This window comes from Streptomyces sp. DI166 (assembly GCF_900091315.1).
In the GTDB taxonomy this organism is placed as follows: Bacteria; Actinomycetota; Actinomycetes; order Streptomycetales; family Streptomycetaceae; genus Streptomyces; species Streptomyces fuscus.
Window position 1 is genome coordinate 41105 of record NZ_FLSP01000046.1, and the last position, 20966, is coordinate 62070.

13 protein-coding genes and 2 pseudogenes are annotated in these 20966 nt (G+C 72.8%); 8 read left to right on the plus strand and 7 right to left on the minus strand.

Annotated elements, in window-relative coordinates; translation table 11 throughout:
* Nucleotides 1-56 precede the first annotated feature (56 nt).
* Complete coding sequence (locus tag GA0115233_RS22395; RefSeq protein WP_093722062.1) at nucleotides 57-2429, minus strand: SpoIIE family protein phosphatase; 2373 nt, start codon at nucleotides 2427-2429, stop codon at nucleotides 57-59.
* 405 nt (nucleotides 2430-2834) lie between these two features.
* Here GA0115233_RS22395 and GA0115233_RS22400 point away from each other — a divergent pair.
* The 4 genes and pseudogenes from GA0115233_RS22400 to GA0115233_RS22410 all read left to right on the plus strand — a co-directional run bounded on the left by GA0115233_RS22400 (nucleotide 2835) and on the right by GA0115233_RS22410 (nucleotide 8310).
* A pseudogene (locus GA0115233_RS22400) lies at nucleotides 2835-5079 on the plus strand (glycoside hydrolase family 9 protein).
* 34 nt (nucleotides 5080-5113) lie between these two features.
* Nucleotides 5114-6244 carry an effector-associated domain 2-containing protein gene (locus GA0115233_RS22405; RefSeq protein ID WP_141689555.1) on the plus strand — a complete coding sequence of 377 codons (1131 nt, stop codon included), beginning with the start codon at nucleotides 5114-5116 and terminating at the stop codon, nucleotides 6242-6244.
* 42 nt (nucleotides 6245-6286) lie between these two features.
* Nucleotides 6287-6469 carry a hypothetical protein gene (locus tag GA0115233_RS40235; protein ID WP_107406452.1) on the plus strand — a complete coding sequence of 61 codons (183 nt, stop codon included), beginning with the start codon at nucleotides 6287-6289 and terminating at the stop codon, nucleotides 6467-6469.
* A 14-nt stretch (nucleotides 6470-6483) separates the two neighbouring features.
* A complete protein-coding gene (locus GA0115233_RS22410) occupies nucleotides 6484-8310 on the plus strand; it encodes an HEXXH motif domain-containing protein (RefSeq protein WP_141689556.1) in 1827 nt (608 codons plus the stop codon).
* A gap of 274 nt (nucleotides 8311-8584) precedes the next feature.
* On the opposite strand, the gene GA0115233_RS22415 is transcribed toward GA0115233_RS22410, so the two are convergent.
* The 6 genes from GA0115233_RS22415 to sigJ all read right to left on the minus strand — a co-directional run bounded on the left by GA0115233_RS22415 (nucleotide 8585) and on the right by sigJ (nucleotide 18385).
* On the minus strand, nucleotides 8585-9541 hold the full coding sequence (locus tag GA0115233_RS22415) for an IS481 family transposase (RefSeq protein WP_093722077.1): 957 nt from the start codon (nucleotides 9539-9541) through the stop codon (nucleotides 8585-8587).
* 70 nt (nucleotides 9542-9611) lie between these two features.
* Nucleotides 9612-12659 (minus strand): FxSxx-COOH system tetratricopeptide repeat protein, encoded by a 3048-nt coding sequence (fxsT, locus tag GA0115233_RS22420; protein ID WP_255310308.1) that lies wholly within the window; start codon nucleotides 12657-12659, stop codon nucleotides 9612-9614.
* A gap of 744 nt (nucleotides 12660-13403) precedes the next feature.
* A complete protein-coding gene (locus GA0115233_RS22425; RefSeq protein WP_093722066.1) occupies nucleotides 13404-14342 on the minus strand; it encodes an AAA family ATPase in 939 nt (312 codons plus the stop codon).
* A 32-nt stretch (nucleotides 14343-14374) separates the two neighbouring features.
* Nucleotides 14375-15823 (minus strand): VMAP-C domain-containing protein, encoded by a 1449-nt coding sequence (locus tag GA0115233_RS22430; RefSeq protein ID WP_093722067.1) that lies wholly within the window; start codon nucleotides 15821-15823, stop codon nucleotides 14375-14377.
* A gap of 139 nt (nucleotides 15824-15962) precedes the next feature.
* Nucleotides 15963-17435 carry a cytochrome bc1 complex cytochrome b subunit gene (locus GA0115233_RS22435; RefSeq protein ID WP_093722068.1) on the minus strand — a complete coding sequence of 491 codons (1473 nt, stop codon included), beginning with the start codon at nucleotides 17433-17435 and terminating at the stop codon, nucleotides 15963-15965.
* The gene (gene sigJ / locus GA0115233_RS22440) at nucleotides 17432-18385 is read right to left on the minus strand and encodes an RNA polymerase sigma factor SigJ (protein ID WP_093722069.1); all 954 of its coding nucleotides are present in this window, start codon (nucleotides 18383-18385) and stop codon (nucleotides 17432-17434) included. Before sigJ ends, GA0115233_RS22435 begins: the two co-directional genes overlap by 4 nt.
* Before the next feature lie 187 nt (nucleotides 18386-18572).
* On the opposite strand from sigJ, the gene GA0115233_RS22445 reads away from it, so the two are divergent.
* The 4 genes and pseudogenes from GA0115233_RS22445 to GA0115233_RS22460 all read left to right on the plus strand — a co-directional run.
* Complete coding sequence (locus tag GA0115233_RS22445; protein ID WP_093722070.1) at nucleotides 18573-18818, plus strand: hypothetical protein; 246 nt, start codon at nucleotides 18573-18575, stop codon at nucleotides 18816-18818.
* 3 nt (nucleotides 18819-18821) lie between these two features.
* Entirely contained in the window at nucleotides 18822-19199 is a 378-nt protein-coding gene (locus tag GA0115233_RS22450) for a toxin Doc (RefSeq protein ID WP_093722071.1), read from the plus strand.
* 9 nt (nucleotides 19200-19208) lie between these two features.
* Nucleotides 19209-19622, plus strand: a complete 414-nt coding sequence (locus tag GA0115233_RS22455; protein ID WP_093722072.1) for a hypothetical protein — start codon at nucleotides 19209-19211, stop codon at nucleotides 19620-19622.
* A gap of 476 nt (nucleotides 19623-20098) precedes the next feature.
* Nucleotides 20099-20966: pseudogene (locus tag GA0115233_RS22460) on the plus strand (hydrolase); the annotation flags it as partial.

The following is a 20966-nucleotide window of genomic DNA, read 5'->3' on the forward strand; positions in this document are numbered from 1 at the left end:
TCATGGCCCCGTGCGTCCGGCCGAGGACAGCGGGAAACCCCGCGTACTACGCCCGTTCAGCCCTGGTCCAGCAGGGCCAGCTCCGCCCAGATCGTCTTGCCGGTCGCGGTGTGGCGGCTGCCCCAGCGCTGGGTGAGCTGGGCGACCAGCAGCAGCCCACGGCCGCCCTCGTCCCAGGTCTTCGCCCGGCGCAGATGCGGCGCGGTGTGGCTGGCGTCGGACACTTCGCAGATCAGCGTGGCCCGGTCGTGGATGAGCCGCAGCCGGATCGGCTTGGAGCCGTAGCGGATGGCGTTGGTGACCAGTTCGCTCACCACCAGTTCGGCCGTGAACGAGGCGTCGCTCAGCCCCCAGGTGGCGAGCTGGTCCACGACCTGCTTGCGGATCGGCGCGACCAGCGCCGGGTCGGCCGGGATGTCCCAGGTGGCGACCTGGGAGGCGGGCAGCCCCCGGGTCCGGGCCAGCAGCAGCGCCACGTCGTCGGTGACCCCGCCGGGCGGCAGCAGGGTGTGCAGGATCCGGTCGCAGGACTCCTCCAGCGAGCCGGAGGGGGCGGCCAGCGACTCCAGCAGCAAGGCATGGCTGGCGTCGACGTCGCGTTCGCGGTTCTCGATCAGACCGTCGGTGAAGAACGCCAGCACGCTGCCCTCGGACAGCTCGACCTCGGCCGACTCGAAGGGCAGTCCGCCCAGCCCCAGGGGCGGCCCGGCGGGCAGGTCGACCGGGTGGGGCTCGCCCCTGGGCGGCACCACGATCGGCGACGGCAGCCCGGCCCGCGCCAGCGTGCAGCGCCGGGACACCGGGTCGTACACGGCGTACAGACAGGTCGCGCCGACCTCGCCGGGTCTGCCGTCCCCGGCCTCCTCGGAGAGCCTCAGGACCAGGTCGTCGAGGTGGGTGAGCAGCTCGTCGGGGGCCAGGTCGATGTCGGCGAGGGTCCGTACGGCGGTGCGCAGCCGGCCCATGGTCGCCGACGCCTGGATGCCGTGCCCGACGACGTCCCCGACACACAGGGCGACCCGCATCCCGGACAGCGGGATCAGGTCGAACCAGTCGCCGCCGACACCGAACCGGGTCGCCGGCAGGTACCGGGAGGCCGCCTCCACCGCCGGTGTCCGCGGCAGGCCGCGCGGCAGCAGGCTGCGCTGGAGGGCGAGGGCGGTCTCGCGCTCCCTTGAGTAGCGGCGGGCGTTGTCGACGCAGACCGCCGCACGGGCCGTGATGTCCTCCGCCAGCAGCACGTCGTCGGGCGTGAACGGCTCCGGGCGGCGGCACCGGGTGAACACCGCGACCCCGAGCGTCACCCCCCGCGCCCGGATCGGCACGGACATCGTGGAGTGCATGCCGTACTCCCTGACCCAGGCGCTGCGCGCCACGTCCTGGCTCAGCCAGGCGTCGAGGTCGCCGGAGTGCACCGAGGCGACGACGGTGTGCCCTGCCGTCAGCGAGGAGGCCTGCGGCGACTCGGCCGGGTACAGCTCCAGGTGCCCCGGCTGGGTCACCGCCTCCGGGCAGCCGGGGGTGATCGACCGGTGCGCCGCCCGGCGCAGGCCCACCGGCGCGGTGACCGTCGCCGACGGGGCCGCGCCCTCGCCGTCCGGGTCGAGCAGGTCGACGCTGACGAAGTCGGCCAGCGCGGGCACGCACACATCGGCCAGTTCCTGTGCCGTCCGGGTGACGTCGAGGGTGCTGCCGATGCGCACGCTCGCCTCGTTGACGAGCTGCAGCCGTTCGCGGGAGCGGTGGTTCTCGGTGAAGTCGTGGGCGGCCACGCACACCCCGCGCACCCGGCCGTCGGCGTCCGTGACCGGCGCCATCCGGGCCAGCCAGGCGTGCGCGCGGTCCTCGCCCCCGGTGCGCAGGTAGGTCTGCACGTCGCGGGACCGGCCGGTGGCCAGTACCCCCGCCATCTCCGCCTCCATCTCCTCGCTCTGCGCCTTGCCGCCGATCTCGGAGGCCCGCAGGCCCCGGATGCGTTCCTCGGGCAGACCGATCACCTGGGCCATGGCGTTGTTGAGGCGGCGCAGCCGCAGCCGCTCGTCGTAGACGGCGATGGCGCAGGGGGACTGGTCGAGCCCGGCGGCGGCCAGCGGATCGTCCTCGCGCCCGGGGTCCGCGGGCTCCAGCGGGGTGACCACGAGCCAGCTGCCGGGTGTGCCGTCGTGCGGCGGCCGGTGGTGGGCGAGCAGCCAGACCCGTACCCGGTGGCCGTCCTGGTGGCGCAGCGGCACCGTGCCGTCCCAGCGGGGGCCCGCCGGGACCGGCATCTCGCCGTCGGCCAGCAGCCGCGCGGCGGGCCGGCCCACGACGTCGTCGGCCGGCCAGCCCAGCAGACGCCGGGCACCCGCGTTCCACTCCAGCAGGGTGCCGTGCTCGTCGACGACGGCCCGAGCCGTCGCGGCGTCGTCGAACGGGTCGTGCGGGGTCATCGTCGCCACTCCAACGCGGACACTCACAGTGACCGGTGGTCACGTGGCTACCAGCCTAGTGCTTCCCGGCCCCGGACGGCTGGGGAACCGTTGTGCGGCCGGTCGAACAGTCAAGGTCGAAATCCGGCCGATCCGGGACCAGGGAGGCAAGCGCTTTCCTCGGAGTCCGGCCGCTGCCGCACGGCGCCTCTTGGCGGAGCGGCACACCGGCCGCGCACGTCACCGCGCCCGCGCCGCGCCACCGTGACTCGGCGCCCGCGTCCTGGGCAACCCCCGCCGCCCGGACGACAGTTCGTCCTGTCCCGACCGTTGACGCGGCGTCACACGGGCCACAAGCATGTCTTGCGTCCGCCTGGGAGCGCTCCCATGCGAGCGTCACCCGCACCCCGCCCGAGGAGCCCAGACGTGAAACGACGCAGAACCGCCCTGCTGTCCCTGACGGCCCTGCTGGCGACGGGACTCACCGCGCTGCCCGCCGCGCAGGCCGGAGCCGACGAGGTCGAGCAGCTCAGGAACGGCACCTTCGACACCACCACCGAGCCCTGGTGGACCACGAGCAACGTCACCGCCGAACTGTCCGACGGGCAGCTCTGCGCCGACGTCCCCGGCGGCACCACCAACCGCTGGGACGCCACCGTCGGACAGAACGACCTCACGCTGGTCGAGGGCGAGACGTACCGCTTCTCCTTCAGCGCGAACGGCGCGCCCGAGGGCCATGTGGTGCGCGCGATCGTCGGCCTGTCGGCGGCGCCGTACGACACCTACTTCGAGGTGTCGCCGCAGCTGAGCGTCTCCGGGAACGCCTACACGTACACCTTCACCGCGCCCGTCGGCACCACCCAGGGCCAGGTCGCCTTCCAGGTCGGCGGCAGCGCCGACGACTGGCGGTTCTGCATGGACGACGTGTCCCTGCTGGGCGGGGTGGCACCGGAGCCGTACGAGCCGGACACCGGTCCCCGGGTCCGCGTCAACCAGGTCGCCTACCTGCCCTCCGGACCCAAGAACGCCACCCTCGTCACCGACGCCACCGGGAAGCTGCCCTGGCAACTGCGCGACGCGCGCGGGAAGGTGGTGGCGCACGGCTGGACCGTGCCGCGCGGCACCGACGTCTCCTCCGCGCAGAACGTCCACTCCATCGACTTCGGCTCCTACCGCAAGCGCGGCAGCGGACTCACCCTGACCGTCGACGGCGAGACCAGCCACCCCTTCGACATCGACGCGGACGTCTACGGACAACTGCGCCTGGACGCGGCGAAGTACTACTACACCCAGCGCAGCGGCATCGCCATTCGGGACGACCTGCGGCCCGGCTACGCCCGCCCCGCCGGCCACCTCGACGTGGCACCCAACCAGGGCGACGGCGCCGTGCCCTGCCAGCCGGGGGTGTGCGACTACACCCTCGATGTCACCGGCGGCTGGTACGACGCCGGGGACCACGGCAAGTACGTCGTCAACGGCGGTATCTCCGTATGGGAGTTGCTCAGCACCTACGAGCGCGCCCTGCATGCCCGCACCGGCGACCCGGCCGCGTTCAGGGACCGCACGCTCGCCATCCCCGAGAGCGGCAACCGCGTGCCCGACCTGCTCGACGAGGTCCGCTGGGAACTGGAGTTCCTGCTGAAGATGCAGGTGCCCGAGGGGCAGCCACTGGCCGGTATGGCGCACCACAAGATCCACGACGAGCAGTGGACCGGCCTGCCCCTGCTGCCGAGCGACGACGCGCAGAAGCGTGAACTGCACCCGCCGTCCACCGCCGCGACCCTGAACCTGGCGGCCACCGCGGCCCAGGCGGCGCGCCTGTACAAGCCGTACGACCGGGAGTTCGCCGCGAAGGCCCTGAAGGCGGCGCGCAAGGCGTGGGCGGCGGCGCTGGCCCACCCCGACCCGCTACGCCTCCGAGAGCGACGGCATCGGCGGCGGCACCTACGCCGACAACAACGTCACGGACGAGTTCTACTGGGCGGCGGCCGAGCTGTATCTCACCACCGGCGAGAAGGAGTTCGCGAACCGCGTCCTCAACTCCCCGGTCCACACCGCCGACATCTTCGGCCCCCTCGGCTACGACTGGGCCCGCACCGCGGCGGCGGCCCGCCTCGACCTCGCCACCGTGCCGAACCGGCTCCCCGGCCGCGACAAGGTCCGCAAGTCCGTGATCAAGGGCGCCGACGGCTACCTGGCCACCCTGAAGTCCCACCCCTACGGCATGCCCTACGCCCCCGTGGACAACGTCTACGACTGGGGCTCCAACCACCAGATCGCGCACAACGCCGTCGTCATCGCCACCGCCTACGACCTCACCGGAGCCGCCAAGTACCGGGACGGCGCGGTGCAGAGCATGGACTACCTGCTCGGCCGCAACGCCCTGAACATCTCCTACGTGACGGGCTACGGCGAGGTCAGCGCACAGAACCAGCACGCCCGGTGGTACGCCCACCAGCTCGACCCGAACCAGCCCAACCCGCCCCGCGGAACCCTGGCGGGCGGGCCCAACTCCAGCATCCAGGACCCCTACGCACAGAGCAAACTCCAGGGCTGCGTGGGCCAGTTCTGCTACATCGACGACATCCAGTCCTGGTCGACCAACGAGCACACCATCAACTGGAACTCGGCGCTCACCCGGCTCGCCTCCTTCGTGGCGGACCAAGGATGACCCGCTGAGCCCGCTCGGGCGGCACACTGGGCCCATGAACTCGCCCTTGCCGCAAGCAGATCCCCGCCGGACCAGCGTCGTGGTCGTGGGCCTGGACGCCTACGAGGCGGGGGCGCACTGGGCCCTGGACGGCCCGGTGTCCGACGCGCTGCGGTTCGCGGACTGGTTCCTCGACCGCGGGGTGCCGCCCGAGCGCATCACCGCCCTGCTCTCCGCCCCGCCCGGACGGGCCGACGCCCTGCCCGAGGTGCCCTACCAGGTCCTCGGCGCGGACCGGGCCGACGTGCACCGCACCCTGCTGCGCACGCTCGGGGCGGAGGAGAGCGAACTGCTGTGGGTGGTGTGGGGCGGCCACGGCGTCGTGGACCCGGAGGGCAGACGGCGGCTGTTCTACGCGGACGCCACCGAACAGGACCCCCTCAACCTGGACTTCGACGCCCTGCTCGCCCACTACCGGGCGGCCCCCCGCCACCCCCGGCAGATCTGGCTGGTCGACGCCTGCCAGCAGCTCCACAACCCCTGGCGCGCCCGGCGCAACCTGCCCCGCGAGGACTACGGCACCCCGATGCCCCGCACCGCCCGCGACCAGGCGGTCCTGTTCGCCACCCGCCCGGGCGAGGCCGCGCGCAACCTCTCCGGCACCCGTACCGGCCTGTTCAGCCGCGAGGCCCTGGCGGTCCTGACGTCCGACCCGGAGGCGTCCAAGGGCTGGCCCCCGGACCCCGCCCTGCTCATGGACCGCCTGCGCGACCGCTTCACCCGACTGCGCGCCGACGGCCACGCGGCGCAGACCCCCACCTACGTGTGGTCCCGCACCTGGGACGGCGACGAGGGCCAGCTCCTCTCCCGCGGCCGCCCCACACCCGACGCCCCCGACTCCGCCCCCGAGCTGACCCCCGACCGCCTGCGCGCCCTCACCGACGCCCTCCTCGCGGTCGGCGAGTTCGTCGAACCCCAGGGCCGCGAGGAAATCCTCGGCCTGCTCCGCATCGGCGTCCGAGCCGCCATCCCCCGCCACACCCGGCCCCGCCTGGACACGATCAGCATCCTCCGGACGTGCGCGCGACGCCCGGGGGCGCTCCAGGAGTTGGGGGAGGCGATCCTGCTGTGCGCCGGGGGGAGCGCTGAGGCGGAGCGGGCGCACCGGCTTCTGCAGGAGGCGTGAGGCGGCACTGGAACCCGTCGACGTACCTTAGGATCTGGAGCCATGTACGAGTCCCGTGATGCGGCGGAGTCCGCGAGCGTCGAGTCCTGGCTGCCGCGCCTTTCCCACCTGTCGCTGGACGAACTTCCCGAGGCCGGGCACGCCGCGCTGCGGCCCGCGACGGACACGCTGCTCGCCGGTGTCGACCGGCCCTTCAGTACCCGGGGCGGCAGCGAACCCAGCTGAGGAAGGACGTGTTCGTGCCCGCTTCGGACGCGGCCTCCCAGGGCTCCAAGAGCAGCGCCCTGCGGCCCCACCGCCTCGACGAGCGCACCCTCGCCGAGCTGTGCTCCGCCGGGGAGTCACTGAGGGCGACCCGGGCCCTGCTGGACGCCGAGTACAGCCGACGCCTGCTCCTGCTGCGCGTCCTGGTCGACGAGGTGGCCTCCCGCCCCGCCGAGACCGGCCCGCTCCCCTCCGTGCACGCCGCCTGGGACCTGCTCGCCCGCTCCCAGCGGGCGGCGCCCGAGGCCGTGCACCGGCTGCTGATGGACCCGCAGACCGGACTGTGGGCGGCACAGGCGCTGCGCCGGCTGCGCGGCTCGCAGGAGGCCGACGGACCGCTCTGGTGCGATGTGGGCCAGCTGCACGCCCTGGCCGCCGCCGCGGCCGTACGCGCCGGACTCGAGTTCCGGATCCGGGTCCCGGCAGTCGCCGGAGCCGTGCTCCTCCCCGGACTCGGCCGGGCCCACCTGGCCACCCCCGAGCCGTGGACCACGGCCGAGGTGCACCGGCAGGACGGCGTCACCCGCATCCGTACCAAGGGCGCAGTCGTGGACGTACCGGCGCACGCCGCCGAGGACGCGCCCCACTGGTCCGGCCTGCGCCAACTGACCCTGAGCCACCGGGGACTCACCCTCGACCTCACCTTCGACGACCTGACCCGCTACCCCGTCATCGCGGGCACCGCAGCACCCGACCGGCTGGACGGATCCGCGCTACGGCACTGGCGGCGCGGCCTCGAACGGGCGTGGGCGCTGCTGGTGGAGGACCACCGCGACAGCGCCGAGGCCCTCGCGGCGGGACTGTTCTCCCTGGTACCGCTGCCGCCCGCCGACCGCTTCCGGCCGCGCAGCGCCTCCGCCTCCGAGGCCTTCGGCTGCGTGACCATGTCCGCGCAGCACCCCCGCATCCCCGACGACGAGGCCACGGCGGAACTCGCGGTCACCCTCGTCCACGAGTTCCGGCACACCCTGCTCAACGGGCTGATGCACCTCACCCAGTTGGCCGAGGACTGCCCCGACCTGTTCCGGGCACCCTGGCGGGACGACCCCAGACCCCTGACCGGGGTCGTCCACGGCGCCTTCGCCTTCTCCGGCGTCGCCCGGTTCTGGCGGACCCGCGCCGAGCGGGACCACGGCGCCGCCCGCGACCGCGCCCGCTTCGAATACGCCCTGTGGCGGCGCGAGTCCCGCGCCACGCTCGAACTCCTGCACCCCCACCCCGCGCTCACCGGCACCGGCCGCGTGCTGGTGCGCGGGCTGCTCGCGGACCTGCGGTCCTGGGACTCCGATCCGGTGCCCGAGCCGGCACTGACCCTCGCCGAGCGGGCAGCCGCCCACCACCGTGCCGCCTGGCGCGCCCACCACCTGGTGCCGGACGGGCCGACCGTCCGCGCCACGACCGACGCCTGGCTGCGTGGCACCCCGCCGCCCCGTCCCGCGGGCGAGGAGCCCGGGTCCGTCGTCACCGACCCCGGCGGCTGCCGCATCGACGCCTACGCCCATCTGGTCCGCCTGCGCATCACCGACCCGCCCGCCTTCGCGGAGACCGCCGACGGCGGCCCCCGCCCGAACGGCGTCACCCCCGCCGACGTGGCCCACGTGGCGGGCGACCTGACCGAGGCCGCCCGCCTGTACGCCGAGGACACGACACGCCCGGCCGCCTGGGGCGGCCTGAGCCTGCTGCTCGGCGCCGAACGCCCCGAACTGCTGCGTGCCGTCTCCCGCTCCGTGACCGGCAGGGCCAGCCAGCCGCCGCCCCCGGCGGAGCTGACCCGCTGGCTGGCCGCAACCGACGGCGCCTAGGGCCTGTCGTTTGGATCAGCCTGGCTCTGATCGACGGTCCGTCGTGACTGAGCCGAGCGGGGGCGATGGGGGTGCCCCCGCGCGAGGTTGTTCGAGCGTGGGGGAGCGTGCAGCTGCAAGGCGGAGGAGGGAGTCGACGCGATGGGGGTCCCTCCCGCGCGAGCGAAGCCGAGCGTGGGGGAGTCGGCGACCGACGACAACGCGGCTGGGGGTCCCCCCTCTGGGGGAGTGCGTGCCAGACCCCGCGACGCCGGGATGATCCAAACGACAGGCCCTAGATGTATGGACCCGCAGGGTTGTTGACGCGGCTGATGGGCGGGTGTCCGCCGAGTGCGGTGTGGCAGCGGTGGTGGTTGTAGGTGTGCAGGAAGTCTGACAGGGCTTCGGTCCGTTCGGTGTTGCTGGTGTAGGGCCGCTGGTAGGCCCATTCGTCGAGCAGAGTGCGGTTGAAGCGTTCGACCTTGCCGTTCGTCTGAGGCCGGTAGGCCCGGGTCAGTTTCCCTGTCGCGCCGAGGTCGGCCAGGACGGCCTTCCAGGCCAGGCCCTTGCGGTAGGCCCAGGCGTTGTCGGTGAGGACGCGTTCGATGCGGGTGATGCCCTGGCTGTGGAAGAACGTGGCCGCGCGGGCCAGGAAGGCCGCGCAGGTCGCGACCTTCTCGTCGGGGTGGATCTCGCTGTAGGCGAGGCGGGAGTGGTCGTCGACGGCGGAGTGGACGTAGTCGAAGCCCATCTGGCTGCGGGTGGCCCGGCCGGCCTGGCGGCCCAGTGCCTTGTGGCCGCCACCGTCGGGGATCCTGCCGAGTTTCTTCACGTCGACGTGGACGAGCTCGCCGGGCCGGTCGCGTTCGTAGCGGCGGATGATCTGGCCGGTCGGGCGGTCGAGCCAGGCCAGCCGGTTCAGCCGGTGGCGGGTCAGGATCCGGTGGACGGTGGATGCGGGCAGTCCCAGGACCGGGCCGATCCGGGCGGGCCCGAGCTTGCGGGTCCGCCGCAGGTCGCAGACGCGTTCTTCCACCGCGGCCGGCGTCCGGTGCGGGGTCGTGCGCGGTCTGCTGGAGCGGTCGGCCAGGCCCGCATCGCCCTCGGCCCGCCAGCGGCGAACCCATTTGTGGGCCGTGGGCCTCGATATGCCCATCTCGGCCGCGACATGCGCGACCGGACGGCCGGAACGGACACGTTCGACCAGCAGCCGCCTGCCGTGAACGGTCAGCCGGGCATTACGGTGGGACACGAAGACCTCCGTGGAGGTCTTCGCCATGATCAAGACCAGTCGGCGTTAACAACGCTCGTGATCAATACACCTAGAGAGGGAGCGGGTCTATGTCGCAGTCCGCTCGGGTCTCCCAGTCCACGGCCTGACGTACCGCCGGATGGTCCGCGCCCAGCGCCCGGTTGAGCCGTTCCGCCGTCGCGGTGTGCCTGCGCTCCGCCTCCTCGTGCTCGCCGAGGGCCCGTAGATCCAGGGGGAGGTTCGCGGCGCAGGCCAGCGTGGACGGATGGTCCGCGCCCAGCACGTCGGTGGAGAGCGCGAGCGTCCGTTCGTCCAGCTCCCGGGCGGCCGCGTACTCGCCGAGGTCGTACAGGTCACTGGCCAGGTTCGTGGCACAGACCAGCGACGAGGGGTGGCGCTCGCCGAGCACCCGGTGGAAGGCGCTCAAAGCTTGTTCGTCGATGGCCCGGGCGGCCTCCGGCTCCCCCATGTGCCGCAGCGTCACGGCGAGATCCACCTCGGCCGACAGGGTGTGCGGATGGGTTCTGCCGTACGTCTCGGCGTACTGGGCGTGGATGCGAGTGCCCAGCTTTCGCGCGGTGGTCAGTTCGCCGGCGTGCCGGAGGTCGATGGACAGCTCCAGCGTCGAGGCCATCGACCCCGGGTTGTTCGCGCCGTACCGGGCGACGAGCGCGTCCTGCGCCTGCTCGGCGGTCTCCCGTGCCTCCTCGTGCCGGCCGGCCTTGCGCAGGGCCACCGCCAAGTGGCGGTGGTTGGACAGGGTGAAGGGGTTGACCTGCCCGAGCAGCCGCCCGCACCGGTCGGTGAGGTCCCGCTGGTGGGTCAACGCCGCGTGGTAGTCGCCCAGTTCACGGTCGTCCAGGATCAGACTGAGCCAGGTCACCAGGCTCACCACATGGTCCTGGCCGTACATCTGCTGCTTGCTGTGCCAGGTCCGCGCGTCCAGCCGGCGCGCCCGCGCGAACTGCCCGGCGAGCCGGAGGCTGACCCCCAGGTTGTGCGCCGCGCGCAGGGTCTCCGGGTCCTCCTCGCCGAGCTGGCGCAGATAGCGCTCGTGCACGGACTCCGACAGCTCCAGGGCGGCGGCGAAGTCGCCCTTCACACGCCGGTCGATGGCCACGTTCCCGAGCGCGTCCAGCGTGTCCTCGTGGTCCTCGCCGACGGTGCGGCGGTACGCCTCCAGCACCCGGTCGTTGACGGCGGACGACTCGGCGTAGCGGCCCATGCTGAGCAGCACCGCGCCCATCCACTTGGACAGCTCCAGGGTCTTCGGGTCGTCCTCCCCGTCGCCCTGCCGCCAGGCCTCGTAGGCGGACTCGGCCAGGTGGAGCGCGGCCTCGTAGTTGCCCCAGCGCAGCAGGTACCGCACCTCGTTGATGACCAGCGTGCGCACATACGGGTCGGTGGAGCCGACGGCCTCGGAGACGACCAGGTGCGGGTACAGCTCGCCGTAGCGCGGCCACTGGGTGGCGTTGTGCGGGTCCCGGGGATCGTTGGCGGCCAGCAGCAGATGGATGCCGTTGCGCATGCGCTCCTGCTCGGCCTCCGTCATCCGGGCGATCAGGGCCGTCTGCACGAGCCGGTGCATCTGGAGGGAGTTGGCGCGGAAGTCGAAGCGGGCCAGGGAGTAGCGGCCGATCTCCCGGATGGCCTGGCCGAGGCGGATCGGATCGCGCAGCACCAGATCGAGTTCGGGGGTGATCGAGGTGCCGGGCAGTCCCGAGAACAGATTGCGCGAGATCGACTCCGGCGCGCAGAACGCGCACAGTTGCAGCAGCTGCATGGCGGCCGGGTTCCGGGTCTCCAGCTGGTCCAGGGACACGTTCCAGGCCGCGATGACCGGCAGTTGGTAGTCGAGCGGGGGCGCCAGCCCCAGCAGGTCCACCTGCTTCTCCTCCAGCAGGCGCAGGTATTCGTCCGCCGGCATGCCGGTCTCCGCCCGCCAGGCGGCGGCCTGTTCGAGGGCCAGCGGGAGGTCGCCGAGCGCGGTGGCGAGCCGGTCGGCCTCGTCGTCGGTGATGTCCGGGCCGCGCCGCCGCAGCAGCTCCACGCTCTCCTCGCGCCGGAAGACGTTCACCTCCAGCGGCTTGGCCACGCTCGCCCACTGCGGATTGCGGGACGTGACAAGGATGTTGCCCGGCCCGCCGAGCGGGAAGTAGGGGCGCACCGCCTCCGGGCTGTCGGCGTTGTCGAAGACCAGCAGCCAGTTGGCGTACGGCTCGCCCCGGCGCAGCGCCTCCAGCACCGCGGCCACCGACCAGGACGCCTCGTTCCCGGACTCAAGGCCCAGATGGTGCGCCAACTCCACCAGGGACAGGGCGATCTGGGCGGTGCGTTCGGCGGAGATCCACCAGACGAGGTCGTACTCCGGCAGATGCCGGTAGACGTACTCGACGGCGAGCATCGACTTGCCGACGCCGCCCATGCCGTGCAGGGCGTTGGGGAGCACGGCCGTCGCCCTCTCCTTGCGGAGCCTGCGGTGCAGGGCGTCGAGCAGCTCCACCCGGCCGGTGAAGTTCGGATTGCGCGGCGGTACGTGGCCCCACACGGCCGGGCTGCTGTTGCCCCGCCGTTCGGTCGTCGGGGCCGCCCCGGAAGGGACGTCGGTACGCGGCTGCTTGGTCGGCTGGTTCACCAGGTCCTCCTGCTTCCGCAGGTACGAAGGGGACGGCCCGCAGGCCGCGGCGTCGGGCGGCTGGGGCGCGGCGGTCAGTTGCTCCAGCGCCCGCGCCTGGGCGGCATGCGGACCGGATACGGCGTGCAGTACGGCGATCTGGGGTTCCGCCCAGGCGCGGGCCTCCGCGCCGGACCTCAGCGGAATGAACGACTCCGTGCCGGTCAGCAGCGCGGGCACCTGCCAGCGTCCCCGGGCGGACTCCCCGAGGGCCTCCGCGACCAGGTCGACGACCAGCCGGAGTTCCTCGGTGCGTCCGGCGGCCAGCAGCTCGCCGCGCACACCGGGGGCGAAGTCGTAGGCGAGCGGCGGCCCTTCGGCCGGGGGCGGTCCGGTGCGCGGGTGGACCAGCCGGTGGGTGAGCAGCTGGGTGAAGTCGAAGATCCGCGCCTCGGGGCGCAGCCGGGCGAGCACATGCCTGATCACCGGCACCGCGAGGGGCACCGCGGCGAGCAGGGTGGCGACGGCGAGTACGTCCGGTGTGACCGACCGGCGGAACGCGGCGACGCGCTCGGCGGGCCGGGGCTCGGGGCCCGGCGGCGGCGCGGGTCCGGGCCGCGGGGTGGCGAACGTCAGCGGCAGCCGGGCCCCGGGTGCCCCGGGCGCCGGTGACCAGCCGTGCCCAAGAACGCAGGCCGCGCGGGGCCGGCTCCAGCACCGGAACCGGCAGGGAGGGGCCGTCCTCGTCGGGCGCGCCGAGGCCGAGGTGGCGCGGCCCGGTGCCGTGCGCGCGGTTCGGCGCGCCGGGCCCCGCGGAGCGCAGTGACATGGGCCAGGTCGGTACGCCGGTCTCCGGCCAGGCGTGGTGGGGCAGCAGATGCACCACCGCCAGCGGTCCCGCGCCCGCCCACCGGTGCAGGGTCCGGGACCGGTCGCCGGAGCGCCAGGCGGGCGCGTTGCCGTCGGTGACCACGAGCGTCAGCCGGCCGGCGGAGCCGCCGCCGGGTGGCAGCGGTCCGAGACGGCGGCGGTCCACCCGGCGGAAGACCCGTGAGCGCCGCAGCAGTTCGGTGAACTCCACGACCGTGTCCTGCCAGATGGCCATCCCGGGGTCCGGGTCCACCGCCACGAGCATGTCCCAGCCCCGGCGCGGTCCGCGCCCGCGCAGCCCGCCGAGCGCCCGCAGAATGCCGTGCGGGTCGGTGATGTCCGACCAGCGCGTGCCCGGGACACCCGCGTCGAGGCTCGTCATGACCCCTCCATGGCGGCCCAGCTCCAGAGGGTGTCCAGGGCCGCGCTCCCCTCCCCGTCCCTTTCCCGGATCGCGGCCAGGGCACCCGTGGCCACCAAGTGGAGGGCGTCCAGGAGCTGTCGGGGCGAAGCCGGTTCCCGGCCCGCCCGGTCGAGGAGCGGATCGAGCACGTCCTCGTCAACGGCGGGGAAGCGGGACCTCGCCAGCTCGGCCAGCCCCTCCCGGGTCAACGGCGGCAGCTCCAGCCGGACGCAGGCCCGCAGGAACGCGGGCGGCAGCTCGCGCTCCCCGCCGGTCGTGGCGACGACGACGGGCAGCTCCCGGCAGCGCACGAGCCCGTCGCGGAGCGCCGCCGTGCCGCCAGGCTCGCAGGTGTGCACCGTGGCACTGCCGGAGCCGAGGAGGCCGGGGACGGTGAACTCCCCGTCGTCCAGCACCGCCAGCAGTTCGTCCGGCAGGTCGAAGCCGCCCCGGTCCAGATCGTCGACGAGGACGACGCGGGGTAATCGGCGGGGGAGCAGCGCCGTGCCGAGCGGACCCAGGCGCACCGTGCCGGGCGCCGTCTCGGTGTACAGGCCCTCGACGAGCGTGCTGCCGCCCGTCACCGGCCAGCGCAGCACCGGGCCCAGACCGAGCTCCCGGGCGATCCGGTGGGCCAGCGCCGACTTGCCCACGCCCGGGTCACCGCCGACGAGCAGCGGACGGCGCAGCCGCAGCGCCGTGTTGACCCGGGCCACCTCCTCGGGGTCCGGGGTCCGGGGCGTGCCCGGGGGACCGAGGACCCGCGCGGCCGTGTCGTCCCGGGCCGGCGCCGTGGGCTCGTCCGGCGGGTGGCCGGCGTAGGAGCGCCAGGGCGGCGGTGCGGGCCAGCGGCGGTCCCGTTCGACCGGGTCGAGCGGGATGCCCGTGCCCCGGTACAGCCACCAAGTGTCCATGGACGTGTCCTCCCTGCGCGGTGATGTCACGGTCACAGCGGTTTGCGGTCGGGGTCGTCCCACAGCACCGCCAGATGCCGGCCGATGTGGTGCTCCGGCGTGCCCGCGCCGAGCGCGGCGGCCTGCCGCCGGAAGCGGGTGACGCGCGGCAGCAGATCGGCGAAGCCCCCCGCGAACAGCTCGCTGATCACCTGCCGGAACTCCGTGGTGGACTCACTGGTGCGATGCCAGACGACCACCGGATAGCCCATGCGCAGCGCGGTCTTGAACTCCTTGCGGCCGTGCGGGCGGCCCTCCTCCGGGGGTTCGCTGAGCACGGCGGCGACATGCTCCTCGTCGAGCAGTCCGGGCAGGCCCGGGTGCTGGCCGTTGGCCCCGGGAATACCCATGTAGACGGAACCGGCCGCCGGTTCCTGGCGCAGTTTCTGCCAGCGCAGCCGCCATCTGCCGTGCCAGCTCTGGTCGAGCAGCCGCTCCAGGCTGCGGATCACCACCGCCGGGTAGGTCATGCCGAGCGGCAGATGCGGGTCCTCGGCCGCGTCCAACGGCCAGGACTCCACGGGCAGGTTGATCAGCTCCAGCGGAAGCACGAACTCCAGCCGCAGCTGCCCGGGTCTGTCCCCCTCGGCGCGCTCCACCTCGCAGATCACCTCGCTGACGCTGCGCTGGAGATCGTCGAAGGGGATCACCGCGCTGTCCCGGCGGCCCTCGAAGTCCGGCCCCCGCGCGTCGGAGTGGAACCAGTACGACACCGTGTAGTGGCCCTCGTCGAACGGCGCGGGCATGATCCGGATGGCCAGATGCTCGTCATGGGTGGCGGGCTGCCGGTCCGCGCCGCGCGTGTACCGCAGGCGGTCGAGGCTCTGCGCGATGCCCCAGCGCGCCGCTCGCCGTCGGTTGAGCGCCCGTATCTCCCGGGACGCCCCCGCGTCCGGGAGCCAGCCGGCCGCCTCGTCCAGGTACGCCATCCACGGCGGCACCCGTTCCGGCGCGGAGTTCTGCCCCACCAGGTACAGGAAGTCCGACCAGGGAGTGGTGGAGTGCTGGGGCGGGTCGGTTAATCGGCTCTCGGTCGCCAGGGACAGCAACCGCCGCCGTCGGTCGGCGGGCAGGGGCAGGGGTTCCAGGGACTGGGTCAGCAGCTCCCAGGCATCGGGGTACTCGGGCGGCAGGCTGCGCACGGCCCGCCATTCGTCGCTCAGGCGGAACATCAGCAGCGCTTCCGCCGATTCGGGGTCCAGCAGATCCACCGTGGCGGCGAGGCAGGACAGGCCGTCCGGCGCGTGCTTCATGCAGTACCTGAGCAGGGCCACCCACTGATTGCGCGGTATGGAGTGCCGGGGGAGCCGGCCGCCCCGCCCGAGCCGGTCGAGCACCAGATCCAGGAACTGCTCCTGGTCCTCGGGCCTCCGCGCACCGTCCCAGCCGACCAGGACGTCCACGGAAACGCGCCGTATCCGGTCCTCGATCTCCTCGCGCAAGGAGGCCCCCCTCCGGCGCCCCCGTCCCGGGGCGCGCTCCCTCGCCCTGCCCGACGACCCCCGTTGGTACCGCCGGTGACACAAGATTAGGGGCCACGGTCGCCGACGGAAGGGGATCGGCGGACAGGGCGGGCGTGTGCTAGGGGATCTCCGCCCGGGACTCGTGTTGGACGGACTCGCTGGGCCGTTCGTGCGCCGTCAGTGTGTGCAGGCGGGCCTGGTCGAGGGGCTGGTGGAGCTCCACGTACTCGCCGTGCGGGAGGCGTTTGACGATGCCGGTCTCGCGGCCGTGGGCGATCAGTTCGCGGTCGCGGAGCTGCAGGCCCAGGCAGATGCGGCGGGTGAGGACGAAGGCCAGGACGGGGACGACGAGGACGGCGATGCGGATGGTCCAGGTCACCGCGTTGATGGACAGGTGGAGCCGGGTCGCCACGATGTCGTTGCCGCCGCCCGCCAGCAGGATCAGGTACAGGGCGATCCAGGCCACACCGAGGCCGGTGCGCACCGGGTGGTTGCGGGGGCGGTCGAGCAGATGGTGCTCGCGTCTGTCGCCGGTGAGCCAGGACTCCACGAAGGGGTAGGCGCCGATCAGGACCAGGAGCAGAGGGAAGACGACGATCGGGATCAGGACGCCCAGGACCAGGGTGTGGCCCCCCAGCGTGATCTCCCAGCCCGGCATCACCCGCACCAGGCCCTCGGCGAAGCCCAGGTACCAGTCGGGCTGGGCGCCCGTGGAGACCTGGTCGGCGCGGAAGGGGCCGTACGCCCAGACCGGGTTGATCGTGGCGACCGCGGCGAGCAGGGTGAGGGTGCCGAAGACCAGGAAGAAGAAGCCGCCCGCCTTCGCCAGGTACACCGGCAGGAACGGGGCGCCCACCACGTTGCGTTCGCTGCGGCCCGGACCCGCGAACTGGGTGTGCTTGTGGTACACGACCAGCAGGACATGGACGACCACGAGAACCGCCATGACACCCGGGATCACCAGGATGTGCAGCGCGTAGAAGCGCGCCACGACGTCCTCGCCGGGGAACTCCCCGCCGAACAGGAACATCGAGAGGTACGTGCCCACGACCGGTACGGCCAGCAGCGCCCCGTTGACGAACCGCAGGCCCGTGCCGGAGAGCAGGTCGTCCGGCAGCGAGTAGCCGAACAGGCCCTCGAACAGGCCGAGGAGGAGCAGCAGCCAGCCGAACAGCCAGTTGATCTCCCGGGGTTTGCGGTACGACCCGGTGAAGAAGTGGCGCATCATGTGCGTCAGCATCCCGGCGACGAACACCAGCGCCGCCCAGTGGTGCAGTTGCCGGATGAGCAGTCCGCCGCGCACGTCGAAGCTGATGTCGAGGGTGGAGGCGTACGCCTCGGTCATGCGCATCCCGTTGAGGGGGACGTAACTGCCCTGGTACGTCACCTCGTTCATCGACGGGTGGAAGAAGAAGGTGAGCCAGACGCCGGTCAGGATCAGCACCAGGAAGCTGTACAGGCAGATCTCGCCCAGCAGGAACGACCAGTGGTCCGGGAACACCTTGCGCAGGTACTTGCGGCCCAGCGCGTGGATGCCGAGGCGGCCGTCGAACCAGTCGGCGACCCGTTCGCCCCTGGACGCCTCCGTCATGACCGAGGTCCTTCCTCTTCGCCCTCGCCGCGTTCGACCCGGGTCAGCTTCTCGGGGTTGCTGACGATGTAGACGCCCGAGACCCGGTCGCCCTCCGGCGTGAGGTCCACGACCATCACCGCGAACGGCTCCGCGCCCTGGAACAGCACCGCCGCCGCATCGCCGTTGACCTGCCGGAAGCGCACCTCCAGGTCCCCGATGCCGTGCCGGTTGACATAGCCGGTCAGCAGCCGGGCCACCTTGTCCCGGCCGTGCACCGGGCGCAGTCCGGCCGGCCTGCGGTTGCCGCCTCCGTCCGACCACACCGTGACGTCCGGCGCGAGGATCTCCATCAGTGCCGCGATGTCCCCGCCGAGGGCGGCCCGGACGAACCGTTCCGTGACCTCCTGCCGCACCCGCGGATGTGCCTCGTACGCCGGCCGCCGGTCGTGCACATGGGCGCGGGCCCGCCGGGCGAGCTGCCGTACGGCGGCGGGGGTGCGGTCCAGGATGTCCGCGATCTCGGTGTGCGGGTAGCCGAACACGTCGTGCAGGACGAACACCGCGCGCTCCAGCGGGGACAGCGACTCCAGCACCACCAGCAGCGCCAGCGACACCGACTCGGCGCGCAGGGCGGTCTCGTCGGCGCCCTCTCCGGTGGAGACCAGCGGCTCCGGCAGCCAGGGGCCGATGTAGGTCTCCTGGCGGCGGGTGATCGTGGCGCGTCGGCGCAGCGCGTGATTGACGGCGACGCGGACGAGGTACGCCCGCGGGTTGGCGACCTCCTCCGGCTGGCCGCCGCCGCCCCGGGCCGTCCAGGACAGCCAGGTCTCCTGGAGGACGTCCTCGGTGTCGGCGACGCTGCCCAGCACGTTGTAGACCACGCCGAACAGCAGCTCGCGGTGGGCGACGAAGACACCGGTCGCCCGGTCCAACCGGTCGCCGGTCTCGGGAAGGGATGTTTCGGACATTCGGGGCCTCCGCAGCGGTGCGCTCACCACTGGGAGCCTTCGAGTCGGTCCGTTTGTGACAGAAACAGCGGGCAATGTGACCCAGGTCTCACCGAATCGTGCACGCATTGGTTCCGCAGGTACCGTTGCACACCTGTTCTGACCTGGGTGTATTTACGGGTAAGTACCCGCGCGGTACCGTGAGGCCATGCCAGCTCTCAATGTGGAGTTCAGCGACCGCGAACTTGAGGACCTCAGGCAGATCGCCAAGGAACGCGGCACATCGATGAAGGCGCTCGTACGGGAGGCCGCGGCGGCGGACATCGCCCGGCACCGGGCGCTGCAGGAAGGCGCCGCGGCGTTCCGCCAGTTCTTCTCCTCGCACGCCGACGAATTCGCGGCCGCCTTCCCGGACGACGAACCACCTGCCAAGGGCGAGGGGCGGGCCGCCTGAGCGATGGCACCCGTCATCCATATCGACGTGCCCTGGCTGCTCCAGCGGCACGAAGAGGTCATGCCCGACCAGCCGACGATCAACGACTTCTCCGCGCTGGTCGCCGCGGTCGCCCGGCACCGCGTCGACCCGCCGCGGCTCGGAGTGAACTCCGACGCCGCCTGGCGGGCGGCGGCGCTGCTGCACACCCTGACCCTGCTCAAACCGCTGCCCTCCGCCAACGCCCGCTTCGCCTGTGCCACCGCCGTGGCCTACATGTTCGTCAGCGGCGTCGGCATCGATCCGCCCTACGGCGCCCTCGTCGACCTCGCCCGCGACCTGATCGACGGCAAGACGGACATCTACGGCGCCGCGGACCGCCTGCGGTCCTGGCAGATCTGAGCGGCGCCCGTGCGGGAGTCGGTCACCTGGTCGGCGCCCTGCCCGGACTGCGGTGCGGAGCTGGAGTGCGTCGGCGTCCAGGCGCTGGAGGCCGGGCGGCTGCGCTGGGACGCCGAATCGGCGTGCCCCGGCTGCGGGTTCGCGCTCGCGGAGTGCGGCGGGGACCTGCCGGGGGAGCGGCGCGAGCAACTGCTCGCCGCGCACGGTCCGGCCCGGCTGCGGGTGAGTGACGCGGGGTCGGCCGGGCGCGTCCGGATCATGCGGGTCCTGCGGGCCGAGGCGGGACTCGATCCGGCGGGCGCCAAGACCGCGGCGCGGCGCGTACTGGACGGCGAGTACGCGGGAACGCTGCCCGAGATGGAACTGCTGGCCGGGAAGCTGCGAGCGGCGGGAGTCGGTGCGGCTGCGGTGCGGGACGACTGAGCCCAGTTTCCCCTCCCGACTGCCGGTCCGCTGCTCCCCTCGGGACCGCCGGCCCGGTGTCTCCCCCTCGGGGCCGCCGACCGAGGGCGGGAGATCGGGGTCGGCGGCCCGTTCGCGCGGGAGAGCCGCCGTCCTGCGCGTGGCCTTCCGAGGGGCCGGTACCAGTTCATCGCGCGCGGGTCCGGGCCGGGAGCGTGCGTCGTGGGCCGGTGCGGGTGTGTGATTCACACGGGGCGCGGGGCAAAGCCGAAAGTCGGTGCCGGTGACCGGAGTTGCGGTCGTTTCTGACTTACTTTCAAAGGTGCTCATGTTGCCCGAGTGCCTTGTTGGGCGTGAGTGTTATGTGCAAGGGTTAAGAGCCCGTGCGGGGGGTAAAAGCCGGGTCGCATTCGGACCGATGGGGGATCGGCTTCGGATGGGAGAGGGTGAATTTCACTCCCCGCGCTGTTCTCCGCGCGTGGGAAGGAATCCGCTCAGTGCCCACCCCCCACCCCCCTCGCCCCCCATACCCCCCGCCCGCGGGTGTCCACGAGGAATCGGACGACGCTCTCGCCGCCCGGCTCAGAGGCCGGTCCGACGGCGAGACGGCCACCACGGTCGCCCTGCTCATGGCCCGCCACTGGCGGCCCGCCCAGGAATACGCCGCGATCTGCCTCGCCTCCCGGGCCGACCTCGCCGCCATGGTCACCGCCACCGCCTTCCACCAGGTACTCGACCGACTGGCGCTCGGTGAGTCGGCGTCGGCGCTGCGCCCCTTCCTGCTGGTCGCGGTCCGCGACACGGTACGGGTATGGGCGGCGGAGGAACGGATATCGGCCGTTCTGCCGGATCTCCAGAAACCGTCCGGCGGCCGCGGTATGCGCACCGCGAAGTCCATGACTCCGGAAAACCGGAAGCTCGCCGGTCGCTCATTCAACGGTCTTCCCGGACTCGCCCGGTGTCTGCTCTGGCACACCGAGGTCGAGGCGGAACCGATAACCGTCCCCGCCGCACTGCTCGGCATGGATACCGAGACCGCGACGACCGCACTCGAACAGGCGCGTGAAAAATTCCGCGAAGGTTGTGTACTGGCGCATCGCGAACTCGCCCCGACCAAGGACTGCCGCTTCTACAACCGGCTGCTCGACGTCCCCATTCGCCGCGGCGGGGCCCTCCTCCCGGATGTCGAGCAGCATCTCTCGCAGTGTCGCTACTGCCATTCCGCCGCCGAACAACTGAGCCATTTCGAGGGCAATGTTGGCGTGCTGCTGGCCGAGGCGGTACTCGGCTGGGGCGCCGGCCGCTACTACGACTCCCGGCCGGGCCGCGAGCGGCCGGGCACCCGCCCCCGGGGCCGGGCCCGGC